The sequence below is a fragment of the Pedobacter jejuensis genome, from assembly GCF_003725795.1.
In the GTDB taxonomy this organism is placed as follows: Bacteria; Bacteroidota; Bacteroidia; order Sphingobacteriales; family Sphingobacteriaceae; genus Pedobacter; species Pedobacter jejuensis.
This window is the reverse complement of sequence record NZ_RBEE01000012.1, coordinates 48,006-60,680: the sequence shown is the minus strand read 5'-3', so window position 1 is coordinate 60,680 and position 12,675 is coordinate 48,006. Positions and strand designations below refer to the sequence as shown.

Here is a 12,675-nt window from a genome sequence, read left to right as displayed (position 1 = left end):
ATCTAACATAAAAATATTAATAATAGCGTATGAATGGTTTGATTATGGCGGGGCAACTGCTGCTTGGATTGTCTTTATTGGTGATTTTACACGAATTGGGGCATTTTTTGGCAGCCAGGGCATTTGGAATTAAAGTAGAAAAATTTTATTTGTTTTTTGATGCGTGGGGTTTTAAACTTTTTAGTTTTAAGAAAGGTGATGTTGAATATGGTGTAGGTTGGTTACCATTGGGTGGCTATGTTAAAATTGCCGGAATGATTGATGAGAGCATGGATACGGAGCAATTGGCTCAGCCTGCGCAACCTTGGGAATTCCGCTCTAAACCAGCTTGGCAACGTTTAATCGTCATGTTAGGTGGTATTATCGTGAACATAATTGTTGGTATTTTCATTTTCTGGATATTAACGTTTAAATATGGCGAAACCTTTACCCCAAATAGTGCTGTGGTAAACGGTATTCAGGTTGGTAAAGTTGCTTCGGATATCGGTTTAAAAAACGGTGATAAAATTTTAGCGATTAATGGTAATAAGGTTATTCGTTTCGAAGAGTTAAAAAGCTCTAAAGTTTTAATGGGTAATTCTTTGTTAACGGTTATCCGTGGAGATAAAACCATTGAAATAAGGGTACCTGATGATTTTTTAAATAAGGTTGCAGATGGTAAAAGCCTTTTTGTAGAGCCAAGATATACTGCAACTGCCGATAGTTTAATGGAGGGTTATGGCGCTATTAAGGCAGGTGTAAAACCTGGCGATAAAATTAAAGCCATAGATGGTGTACCTGTTAATTTTCAAGATGAAGCTAAGCCTTTAGTAATGAAAAAGAAAGGTAAAATGGTAGCCTTATCAATCGAAAGGGCTGGCAAACCACTTCTAATAAATGTTCAAGTTGATACCACTGGTGCAATTGGCTACTATCCAAACTTTGATGAAGTGAAACGCAAAACCATTAATTATGGATTTTTTGCTGCATTGCCAATTGGTGCAAACATGGCCTGGAGCACTTTTATGGATAATGCGAAAGGCATTGGTAAAATGATTACCGGTAAAGTGAGTGCCCGTAACATCAGCAGTCCGATTGGTATTGCAAAAGTTTATGGTAGTACATTTGACTGGGTTAAATTCTGGACTTTAACCGGACTAATTTCTATGGCTTTAGCTTTTATGAATTTATTACCTATACCAGGTTTAGATGGCGGACATGTGGTGTTCCTTTTAATTGAAATGGTACAACGTAAGCCTGTAAGCGAAAAAGTATTAGAAAAAGCACAAATAGCTGGCTTTGTTATTTTAATCAGCTTGATGGTATTTGCTTTCGGTAACGATATTTTAAAAATATTCGGTAAGTAGAAATCAATTTTATAGTATTGCCGTAGATGATGGAATAAACTTTCTACCATCTGCGGCTTTTTAATTTATGCACCATGCCTGATCAAAAATCATTTCCTGATTATTTTGAGTTTTACGAATTGCCTGTTCAATTTCATCCAGATTTGAATGCGGTTAAAGCAAAGTTTTATGCTTTAAGTAAAAAGTTTCACCCCGATTTTTATGCAAATGAAAGTGATGATAAGCAACAGGAGGTTTTAGATTTATCAACCTTAAATAATAAAGCTTACCAGGTTCTAAGCCATCCTACAAAAAGATTAAAGTACGTTTTAGAATTGAAAGGCATCGTAGAAACTGATGAAGGTTATCAATTACCTCAATCCTTTTTAATGGAGATGATGGATGTAAATGAGGCACTTATGGATTTGGAGTTTGAGCCTGATGCCGAGAAACTAGCAAAGGTGAAAGAAGATGTGAATGGTATAGAGCAGCAATTGAATGATGAACTAAATGAACTTACTAAGCAGTTTGATGAAAATCCTGCTGAATCTGAAAGTTTGCTTGGCTCTATTAAAGACATTTTCTATCGTCAGAAATATATTAACAGAATTAGAGAGCGACTTCCAAAGGTTTAGCTTTATGTCTTCGGGCTCAAATTAATTGTAGGTTTACATTAAAAGCTATGCTAGCATAACATAGCCCTTAAAAGGCGATCATCATGCCTTAGGACTGGGCGCAACTATAGCTAAGGATGCTATGGTTTATCCATAATTTTTGGCTTATTCGCTATCCTCCAACAGCCAATTGTCAAATCATTTTTTAGTTTTTGATGAGTCGCTTGTTAAAGGTACTTTCGAAACAAACAATCAGATACATGAGTTCTCTTTCTATTTTTCGCAAGGTTGCCGTTGCCGAAGGTATATCCTACCTGCTTTTATTATTTGTGGCCATGCCTTTAAAATATTGGGCTGGTTTACCATTATATGTTAAATATACTGGTTGGGCGCACGGACTACTCTTTGTATTGTATGGGATGTTTTTAATCATGGCATGGCAGGAGCAAAAATGGAAATTTGGTAAAGCTGTTTTAATCTTTTTGGCTTCCTTATTACCATTTATGCCTTTCGTTGTAGATAGAAAACTTAAAGATGAGCGTTCCTTATAACTCAATCACAACGGGTTGAAATCTATTTTAAAATACTTTTGTGATCTATCTCTTCGGTTAGGGTTAATGTAAATCTGTCTGATATATTTCTTAAAACCGTGCTGTTCTAAAAAACTTGGGGAGGAGTGAACAGTTTCATTTTTCGGTATAGCACCTGTTGAAATAATAAGAAAGGTTTTCAATTAATTTACTAAACAATTGTATATATTTATTTTCTCTATTTATGGCAGTGTATTAAAAGAGAAAGCTATTTTTACACCACCACCAATTCGTTGGGGCTTTGAAGAATAACCATGTTTAAATCTATTCCAATTGTACTCGGTTTCAAGTCTGTAAATAATAAAACCATTTGGAGCGATCTAATCGGCAGCAGAGATTCATTTCCATTAGAAAGCCGAATTTTCCATTCCATTAGTGCAGGATTAATTTTTCTTTCAGCCATTTACTTCCCTTACAATTTATATGCAGGTTTGTATGTAGGCTCTTTATCTGCATTGTTTTTATGTGCATTTTTCATCCAACAATACTATTACTCGAGATTTAAAGCAAAACCGCATAGCACCATTTTGTTTGCTGTTATCGGCATTTTAATTTTTGGAGTCAATTACTTCACAAACTCAGGTATAAACGGTTCAACTGATTTAATATGGCCAGCTTATCTGCTATTGTTGTTGGCCATTTCTCCATACCAAGAACATTTAAGGTGGCTTGCTATCTATATCACCTATTTTTTATTCCTTCATTTATTGGAGTTTTATTATCCAAATCTTGTGCAAAATCCTTTTACAGCTGGTCAAGGCCAGTTCATAGATAGGATTACGGCCTTTCCGTTACCAGTTTTAGTCATTTATATTACCATCAGATTTATAAGAAGGAGTTATGATAGTGAAAGGCAAGCTGCAGCAGAAAAGGCTTTAGCTGTGGAGGAGAGTAAAGTACAGATTTTGGCACAAAAGGAGCAGTTGGAGCAAAGCAATATTGAAAAGGATAAGTTAATGGCTATCATTTCTCATGATTTAAGATCACCTTTAATAAATATCCAATCTTACTTAGGGATGTTAAACAGTAGGAAGATTGATGATAAGCACAGACTAATGTTTGAAACGTCGTTATTACAATCTACTAATGGTGCGGTAGAAATGCTATCTAACTTATTGCATTGGTCTAAAACACAAATGGAAGGGCTTGATATCAGCTTGCAAGAAATTAATTTATTAGTGGCTTTGCAAAGTACCTTGGATATGGGCCAATTATTGGCATCAAAAAAAGAAATCTTGTTTGTTAATCATATTTCACCAGCTATTAATGTAACAGCCGATATTGATGTTTTACAGCTAGTGGTACGGAATATAATTACCAATGCTATAAAATTTACACCGCAGGGTGGAAAAATTCAAGTAAATGCCGAGCTGGTTCCAAACGAATGTAAAATTACCATAAGTGATAATGGTAAAGGAATCGCACCAGACAAACAAGAAAAAATCTTTTCTATTAATGCAGAATCTACTTATGGCACCAATAATGAAAAAGGTGTTGGCTTAGGTCTTGTGTTATGCAAAGAATTTATAGAAAAAGTGGGTGGTAAAATAGAATTTGAAAGCAATTTAGAGAATGGGTCAAATTTTTATGTGTATATCCCTGCTTGAAAAGAAAGATGAAGATTGTTATATATTGAAAATCAATGGTTAAAATCTATTTTAAAATAATTTTGTGATTTAGCCTTTCGTTACATACATTTGCAGCCCCGCCTAATACAAATGCCCAGCTGGCGGAATTGGTAGACGCGTCGGTCTCAAACACCGATAGGAAACTGTGCCGGTTCGATTCCGGCGCTGGGTACTTACCGGGGTTAAGCCCAAAATCTTGAAGGGTTGCTCATTGAAAAGCAACCCTTTTTGCTTGACTTTCAGTATGTTATCATTGAAAGTCGGATCGATAAAAGCGGTTCTAAACATACCCTCACCCCATACCAGATTATCTTTGAACACCCCTCTAAGTAGCGTATGCTTTTGAGTAATGTTCCCTTTTTCATAGATTTCATATAAGGTTGTTAAATCAGGTAAAATTCGTTCAATCAGGTCATCTTCATTTCTAATTTTTGATGGCTGATTTCCTTTCAAGGAATACTCCAACATCGCCTTCTCTTCTTTAAATTTTTGGAACCAAGTTAGATACGTAGAGCTTTCTATCTCATTATTCATAAGCCGCTCTTCAAGCTTAAAAATTTTTTCATTTAGCTCATTGAGTTCTTTAATTTTAATTTGGTGTTGTTCTTTTTTCAATTTAAGTGGCTCTATCAATAGAGCCTTAGCGGTTTCCTTAATGAATTTCACTTGATGGCAGGTAAAACTCAAGCCCCTAAGAACAGCTTCAAGTGCATCATGTAGCGTATTACCGGGAATGTTATAATTTGTGTGTTCCGTGCAGCGGTAATATAGATAGTAATTTTTACGTCCCTTAGTATATCCTGCAGTCATTCCTTTTCCACACCAACACTTCAAAATTCCCCTCAAAGGGAAATCCTCTGCAGGCTGAATACGTGTTTTTTTTTTCGTTTTGTTCAGAATATTCTGCACCAGCCAATATTCTGCATCTGAGATAATAGGCGAATGAATGGATTTAACAAATTTTTCTGGGAGTTCCTGGAGAGGAGGTACTCTTATTAAACCTGCATATACACAATTCGTAAGTATTTCCTGAATTGCAGATTTACTTGTTCTGGTAAAGCCTAAAGCTTTTACATTTTTATAAATGATATATTGAGGGATACCCATAATTAATTCACGAAAGATGCGCTCAACAATTAAGGCCTCTCCTTTATGGATTTCTATTAAGTTTTTTTTCGTGCCATCGACGATATTCCGATATCCATATGGCGCTCTTCCTAAATATCTTCCACTTTCCTTTGCATTCCGTATTCCTTGCTTGGTTCGTTTTCTGATGTTAAAAAGCTCTTTGTTGGCCATCATATATTCAAAAGCCCTCTTTATAAATACATCTGGATCTGAAGTATCCAAATCAATTCTTTCATTGGTAGAAAGGACTTTTACTCCATATTTGGACTCCAACTCCCCAATCTTCATCAGTGCTTCAGGAAGATTCCTACTAAATCTATCGTGATCAAGAACAATGAGATAATTACATTGTCCCTTATAGTTTTTTAAATAGAGTTCCAATGCTTTGTAGTCCGGCCTATCAAATGTGAAGCTTGATTCACCATTATCTTTAAACAGACCAATAAGGCTTAAATTATTCCTCTTACAATATTCTTTTATTGAGGATTCCTGATATTCTAAGGATTTTGATTGGTCCTTACTACTCAATCTCATGTAACCAATAGCATTCATAGTGTTTCCTTTAAAGCAATTTCTACAATGATGTTTGCTATTAAAGTTAGTAATATCTTTTCTTCATTGGAAATGTTTTCGTGAATTATATTAGAACTGTTATCGAAATTCGAACCAAAATTCTTATCTACGTTGTCAACTATTAATAGTGGCTTAACCCTAAGTAGGTTATGTTTATCCTTAGTATTTTCAGATTTCATTAACAATTTTACTATCAATAATGATATTGAAGACTACCTACTTAACGTAATACCTAGAAAAAAGTCTGGGAGTAAAACAATCACAGTCGATTAATTAAAAGATCTTTGGGATTTTAGAGGTGAAACATTAGTCTTGTTCTTTAATAGTTAATGAATGCAAAAACCTATCTAAGTGACCCCATATTGCCAAATTCATAACGGTATGGTAATTAAATAATTAATATAAATTTAGTTTTCGGCGAAACGGGGTCAATCGCCTGCAGCTTATCCACAAAACCGGAATCCAAGTTCATATTGTGATTTCAGGTTATATGTTTTTTCAGTATGCGGAGAAATGGCCTCGGATCAATGTAATCCTTATTATACTAATACTTTTAATGCGATACACATTGATATAATGTGAGAATATGTTACAAAAATCGGAAATAATCCGATTATCGATTCATATAGGTACATTAAAATAATGCTATAAAATTTGCTTTTAATCGGAAATATTCCGATTTTAGTACAATAATTTGACAGAATGGATTTTAAACATCTAATCAAGCAGTACAACAATGCCCCCATCACAAGACAGGTCATTCTTTATATGCTCAAAGATTATAAAAGACCAAATGACAAGATAAGTGAATTGATAAAAAGCGGTGAGCTGATCTCATTAAAGAAAGGGATTTATATTCCCGGTATAAACACAGATTTGACCGGCCCCGAAACTTTCCTGATCGCAAATCATTTATGGGGGCCGAGCTATGTATCGCTAGAATCAGCCATGTCTTACTGGGGCTTAATTCCTGAACGGGTTTATGAAGTTAAGTCGATTACAATAAAACTTTCCAAAAAATTCAAAACTCCAAAAGATAGGTTTAGCTACCGGTTTATGCCATCACCCTATTACAGCTTTGGAATAAGAAGTATAGAATTGTCTCCAGGACAGGTTGCCCTTGTGGCAATGCCTGAAAAAGCATTGTGTGATAAAATAATTGCCACGGCCGGACTTGTCTTAAGAAGTCCGGTTCAAACACGTAATTTTTTACTGGACGATCTGCGGATAGATCCGGAATGGCTTCACAAGCTTAATCTTAAAGAGATGCGCTCCTGGATTGAGGACGCACCGAAAAAGGACAGTTTGAAAATGCTCGTCAAAACACTTGAGAAATTATGATTAAAGAATGGATTGGGGAATATGACCCAAAAAATACAGAAGATGTACGCTCAGCTTTGAGAGAAATTATGCAGGAAGTTGCACTGGCCGGCCTTTCAAGAACCAATTTCTTTGAAAAGGCAGCCTTTTATGGTGGAACTGCCTTGCGTATATTTTATGGGTTAGATCGATTCTCTGAAGACCTGGACTTTTCATTAGTAAAAGCCGATCCTGATTTTTCTCTTGACCCTTACTTCGATGCTATTGTGGCCGAATTTGAATCCATAGGTATGAAAGTTAGCATCCGTGAGAAGGAGAAGAAAGAAAAAACAAATATTTATTCAGCTTTCCTTAAATCCGAAACCGAATGGAAAGAATTGGTACTGGAAGATATTGTAAAGCAGGCCGGCATAAAATCGACAAACAGATCCATGAAAATTAAGATAGAAGTGGACCGCCGGCCACCACTGGGATTTAAAACAGAAATGAAACTGCTCACACGTCCTTTTTCCTTTTATGTAAAATGTTTTGACAAACCTAGTCTCTTTGCTGGAAAAATGCATGCATTGCTATTCAGAAAGTGGAAAAACCGGGTCAAAGGAAGGGATTGGTATGACCTGGAATGGTATATAAAAAAAGGGATACCACTTGACCTGCACCATTTTGAGTTAAGAGCAAAAGATACCGGGGATTGGAGCAAAGAAGAATTAAGTCGAAATGATGTCATTGACTCACTCCGCGAGAAAATTAAGGCTGTTTCCTTTGACAATGTAAAGGAAGATGTTATACCCTTTATAAAAGATGATGCGGTGCTTGAAATTTGGGGAGAACAGTACTTTAATGACCTGGTGGAGAAATTAAAATTCCAGTAGATATCCTCTTAAAATCTGTAAAAAGCAGAATGTATCTAGATGAGCGAATTAGCTTTAACTATTCTTTTTGGGATGCTTTACAGGTATGCCAGACTGGGATTTTTACCATCCGTTTTTTTTGGTTCCTTGTTATTTGGTATGGCACATTTATATCAAAGTACTGATAGCGATGAAGTTATTGGAATATTTTTACTCACATTTGTTGGCTCAATCATATTTGCATGGATTTATTCAGAGTGGAAATTTAACCTTTGGACAGCCATTTCTCTACATAGTCTGATGAATTTGTATTGGCTGATTTTTGACGTAGATAAAAATGCTTTGGGAGTCACTTACGCAAATATGTTCAGATTCTTAACAATATTCCTGGCAATAGGTGGGACAATTATTTACAAAAAGAAAAAGCAAATTTCTTTTGAAATAAAAAGAAGTACATGGTGGATAAAGATCGAAAATTCTAATGAATAAGTTATAAGTACAACAAAAAGGAATTGTTTTAATCCCATGAATAATATCTAGACTTCTGGCGACTTTGGTTTATAATGGGAACATCTGCTAATAAACGCTAGAGTATTTGCTGTAGAAATGGACTATCGTATGCCTTTATCCATTAACTGGGCATGCTTATTAGCCAAACCTACACTCTTGTGAATAAATCAGAATAGATTGACCTCATTCCACCAGAAATATATTTATTTTAAATTATTGCTTGTCTTTGTTTTAGTGTTTTGGCGAAGAGGGGTCAATTAAATTGGTTTTTGCAGATTACATAAGTTTGGAAAAAAAACATTTGTATACTGAAACAGTTTTTTTTACACCATCCGAGATTCGTGTTAGGATAAAATTATCAGGGGTTGGGATAATAGAGTTTTGGCCTAGAACCAACATATTTAGCTTTAGCCTAATATATGATAACTTACTACCATGACTATTTTCATGCAGCAATAAATGCCGTAATTCTATGATAAACAAATATTTACTGATTATTCTATTGTCTTTAGTTTTTTCTTCAACCCTCGTGGCACAAGAAGCCCAGAACATAGAAGACCTTGATTTTCTATATAATAAGATTAAGGAACTTCACGCTTATAAAGATCAGCTAAAAGACAACAAATCTTATCAGAAACTTTACGAAGGCTTACGTGAAGATTTGAAATCCTCAGATGAATTTGAAATTTATCAGAAATTGCTAAAACTAATTTATCCTATCAAAGATAACCACCTGGGTTTATGGCGAAAGCCTGATTCTACATTTAGGCTTAAATATTTGAAATTGGAAATAGATACTATTTAGATTAAATCGAGATATACCTTATATCCAAGGGATAGTATCGAAGGGATATACGTCAGAGCTGACGGTGCTAAATATGTAATGTTTGGAGAAAGAGAAAATGTCTATTATCTCCAGAATTTCCGGACAGGGATAGTTGAAGTAATTTTAAATAATGCCAGAAACAAAAGTTTCGATGCTATAAGTTTCGTGGGGCCACCTGTTCCTTACGTTCTTTATAGAAATGTTAGATTAGTTAATGGCAAACTTGGTAACATGAACTTCCAGAAATTCCAGCCTGGTAAGTATGCTCCAATGAAGTTTGGCAAGGAAAAGTTCGAGTATAGAGAACTTACAAATAAGGTTGGATATCTTAGACTGAGTAGTTTCAGTTCGAGCAATGATAATCACACTATGGCCAAATCATCTTTTGACACTATAAGGGCGAAGATCATCCCTGAATGTCTCATTGTTGATTTAAGAAATAACTTGGGAGGGGGATATCGAACTTCAAAACAGTTTTTAACTTTTTTGAAAAAATATCATGGCAGAATTTACCTTTTGCAGAACAACAACACAATGAGTAATGCTGAGCAATTTATCCTTGATATCAAGGATAAAAGCGGCTTAACAACTTTAGGTGAGACAACCCGGGGAACGATAACCTATGGTAGCAATTATGGTAAAACCATGATTTTGCCAAGTAAACGTTTTATATTTTACCCGACCGACATGAGAGGCCGGTCAAAGGATTTAGCCTACGAGGGTATAGGGATAAAACCAGACATCCTCCTTGATCCTTTCGGAGATGACTGGATAACTCAGACTTTAAAGTATATTAAAGATAAGTTTAATCCAGTTGATTTCAAGTGAAGTTGTTGTAATAAATGTTCATTTTTCGGCACAAAATATATTGGAAAATCTTTTGACACCTTAAATCTACTTTTAATGAGAACTATATAAATTTATCCAATAAATCTAATAAGTCCTTTGCAAACCTCGCAGGATGAAAATAATGAATATTACATGGAGATTACGACGTCACGCCAAGTCCATGTAGTAGCGGGTTGACCAGTTTTAAAATTGGGCTGCCGACTTCGAATATCTTAGCAACCAATATTGTAGTTCAATTTTGTCCAAAATGCATTGAGTTAAGATTTTATACTTAAATGATCAACGTTTCCGAAATCTCCACACTACGGGGAATGTTGAGTCCTTAAAATATCTATTTTGTTTCTTAAGGGTAGAAAGGACTTTAGAGAAAAGAAAAGTTGCAAGAATAGGTGGGAAATCTATAAAGACAATAGAATTTCGGAGTACTAGAAATACCCCTATACAATTTATAACATGATTTGTCTTATTGAATTTCTTTAATTCCGCCTGAGTAAATAATAATATTTATCAAATGCTAATTATTCGCTATCGCTTTGTAAAATGCTTCACGATAAACCTCGCCTAATGCAATTGTTTTCTCGCCAATGCATATGCGGTTTCTTTCGATACTAGTGATCTTATTAATGGCTACAATAAATGACTTATGAATCCGGATAAACTGACTGACAGGTAACTGCTCTTCGGTTTTTTTCATGGTTTGCAGACTGGTGATCTTTTCTTTTGCAGTATAAATCATTACATAGTTCTGTAAACCCTCAATATATAGAATATCAGCTACATTAACCCTAACCAGTTTGTATTCGGTTTTTACAAAGATTTGGCTAGCTTCTTTTTCCTTTACAAGGAATGAGGTGCTTGGTTTGGCTATCTTCTCCAACCCTTTCAAGATAAGCTGGGCTTTTTCTACAGCTTTATAAAAACGTTCAAATGAGACGGGCTTTAATAAATAATCAACAGCATCATTATCAAAACCTTCCATGGCATACTCGGCATAAGCGGTAGTTAAGATCACCAAACATTTCCCTTTTATGATCTTCATGAACTGTAGTCCGCTGAGCTCGGGCATCTGTATGTCGAGAAAAACCAGGTCTACTTCACCTTCAATTACCTTATTTAATGCATCTAAAGGGTTGATAGTAGTAAAGGTTAAACTCAGAAATGGAACTTTAGAAATATAATGTTCTAAAACATCAATGGCTAAGGGTTTGTCATCTACAATAATGCATCTAATCATAAAGGTCAATTTTTAAATCAACAACAAAAGTATCAGTTTGTGGATTAATTAAAAGCTTATGGCGGTTTGGATAGATCAATGCCAGGCGCCTTTGGACATTGACCAAACCAATTCCGCCAGTTCTGTCTTTTTTGGCAACATTTATCTTATTGCGAAGATGCAAATGAAAAGCCTGCTTATCAATAGTAACTAAAATTTGAATGGGTTCTTCACTATTTTTAAAAATTCCATGTTTAAATGCATTCTCTATAAAATTGATTAGAATCACTGGCGCAATCTTTTGATGTTCTATTTTGCCCACCAATTTGAAATCGATATGTGAATTGCCTTTTTGTCCAATTTTTTGTAGGTCGATCACATTGTTCAGGTAATCTATTTCATTTGCCAATGGCACATAAGGATCATCACTTTCTCTCAACATATAACGCAACACCTCAGAAAGCTTAAGTAGGGCTTCCGGTGCTTCTTCAGATTGTTGTTGGGTAAGCGAATAGATATCATTAATGGTGTTGAACAGATAGTGTGGATTTACCTGTGATTTTAAAAAGGCCAGTTCGGTTTTTAGATGCTCCTTCTCTACTACTTCCTTTTCGGCACGGATGGTTCGCCAATCCATTAGGTAACTCAACAGCAGACCTAAAAAGATATTCAGAAAATTAGCACCTAAGGCAACGATGAAAGCGAAAAACAAGTCGAGATCCATGTCATAGCTTTTCCAGCCGATTAAAGGATACACAATCTGTTCCATTAAGTAGTATAGCGGGCTGAATACAATGATACCGCCTACCAGTGAAAGTATATATTTAAGGATTGTTCCTTTTTTTAGTACATATGGAATCAGAAAAAGGTAGTTTATATAAAAGAACATAGCAGAACATGCAATCTGTAAAGCCTTAACCGGAAGTACAATGGAGAGAAATAACCGCCAATCGAAATGTGTACCCAGAACCCCGGTACCCAGGGCCACCAACAACACCTGCATCAGTACCAATAACCAATAACCGATATGTAGGTAGAAAAATAGTCGTTTGTTCATGGTTTAAAAGTATGTTAAATTAATATTGGCAGGAAAATAAATACACTAAACGGTCAATTTTATTGACAAGATGGGTCAACAAATACACAAGATTGATTTGCTCATAATTCCTTGCTTGTCAATAAAAATGTGGCATTGGTCAATCGCTTTTCTTCTTGTAATCTCAGATATGAACATTTGAGGAATCAAAC

At 35.2% G+C, this 12,675-nt stretch carries 11 protein-coding genes, 1 tRNA gene and 1 pseudogene; 10 read left to right on the top strand and 3 right to left on the bottom strand.

The window, feature by feature from the left end:
* Nucleotides 1–29: 29 nt before the first annotated feature.
* From rseP to D7004_RS07770, 5 genes are all read left to right on the top strand, one after another.
* On the top strand, nucleotides 30–1,346 hold the full coding sequence (rseP, locus tag D7004_RS07790) for an RIP metalloprotease RseP (protein WP_123205316.1): 1,317 nt from the start codon (nucleotides 30–32) through the stop codon (nucleotides 1,344–1,346).
* Between the two features lie 74 nt (nucleotides 1,347–1,420).
* Entirely contained in the window at nucleotides 1,421–1,960 is a 540-nt protein-coding gene (hscB, locus tag D7004_RS07785) for a Fe-S protein assembly co-chaperone HscB (RefSeq protein ID WP_123205315.1), read from the top strand.
* Nucleotides 1,961–2,199: 239 nt separating this feature from the next.
* Nucleotides 2,200–2,490 carry a DUF3817 domain-containing protein gene (locus tag D7004_RS07780; RefSeq protein ID WP_123205314.1) on the top strand — a complete coding sequence of 97 codons (291 nt, stop codon included), beginning with the start codon at nucleotides 2,200–2,202 and terminating at the stop codon, nucleotides 2,488–2,490.
* A gap of 293 nt (nucleotides 2,491–2,783) precedes the next feature.
* The gene (locus D7004_RS07775) at nucleotides 2,784–4,136 is read left to right on the top strand and encodes a sensor histidine kinase (protein WP_123205313.1); all 1,353 of its coding nucleotides are present in this window, start codon (nucleotides 2,784–2,786) and stop codon (nucleotides 4,134–4,136) included.
* A 113-nt stretch (nucleotides 4,137–4,249) separates the two neighbouring features.
* Nucleotides 4,250–4,329, top strand: a tRNA-Leu gene (locus tag D7004_RS07770).
* Nucleotides 4,330–4,904: 575 nt separating this feature from the next.
* On the opposite strand, the pseudogene D7004_RS21240 reads toward D7004_RS07770, so the two are convergent.
* Nucleotides 4,905–5,819: pseudogene (locus D7004_RS21240) on the bottom strand (recombinase family protein); the annotation flags it as partial.
* Between the two features lie 741 nt (nucleotides 5,820–6,560).
* On the opposite strand from D7004_RS21240, the gene D7004_RS07755 reads away from it, so the two are divergent.
* From D7004_RS07755 to D7004_RS07735, 5 genes are all read left to right on the top strand, one after another.
* The gene (locus D7004_RS07755; protein WP_123205311.1) at nucleotides 6,561–7,199 is read left to right on the top strand and encodes a type IV toxin-antitoxin system AbiEi family antitoxin domain-containing protein; all 639 of its coding nucleotides are present in this window, start codon (nucleotides 6,561–6,563) and stop codon (nucleotides 7,197–7,199) included.
* Nucleotides 7,196–8,050, top strand: coding sequence for a nucleotidyl transferase AbiEii/AbiGii toxin family protein (locus tag D7004_RS07750; protein WP_123205310.1), 855 nt, complete (start codon nucleotides 7,196–7,198; stop codon nucleotides 8,048–8,050). The genes D7004_RS07755 and D7004_RS07750 overlap by 4 nt, the downstream gene beginning before the upstream one ends.
* 39 nt (nucleotides 8,051–8,089) lie before the next feature.
* The gene (locus D7004_RS07745) at nucleotides 8,090–8,518 is read left to right on the top strand and encodes a CPBP family intramembrane glutamic endopeptidase (protein WP_123205309.1); all 429 of its coding nucleotides are present in this window, start codon (nucleotides 8,090–8,092) and stop codon (nucleotides 8,516–8,518) included.
* Between the two features lie 493 nt (nucleotides 8,519–9,011).
* The gene (locus tag D7004_RS07740) at nucleotides 9,012–9,344 is read left to right on the top strand and encodes a hypothetical protein (protein WP_123205308.1); all 333 of its coding nucleotides are present in this window, start codon (nucleotides 9,012–9,014) and stop codon (nucleotides 9,342–9,344) included.
* A 78-nt stretch (nucleotides 9,345–9,422) separates the two neighbouring features.
* Entirely contained in the window at nucleotides 9,423–10,193 is a 771-nt protein-coding gene (locus tag D7004_RS07735; protein ID WP_123205307.1) for a S41 family peptidase, read from the top strand.
* Nucleotides 10,194–10,728: 535 nt separating this feature from the next.
* On the opposite strand, the gene D7004_RS07730 is transcribed toward D7004_RS07735, so the two are convergent.
* Nucleotides 10,729–11,448 (bottom strand): LytR/AlgR family response regulator transcription factor, encoded by a 720-nt coding sequence (locus D7004_RS07730; RefSeq protein ID WP_123205306.1) that lies wholly within the window; start codon nucleotides 11,446–11,448, stop codon nucleotides 10,729–10,731.
* A complete protein-coding gene (locus D7004_RS07725) occupies nucleotides 11,441–12,484 on the bottom strand; it encodes a sensor histidine kinase (RefSeq protein WP_123205305.1) in 1,044 nt (347 codons plus the stop codon). The genes D7004_RS07730 and D7004_RS07725 overlap by 8 nt, the downstream gene beginning before the upstream one ends.
* Between the last annotated feature and the right edge of the window lie 191 nt (nucleotides 12,485–12,675).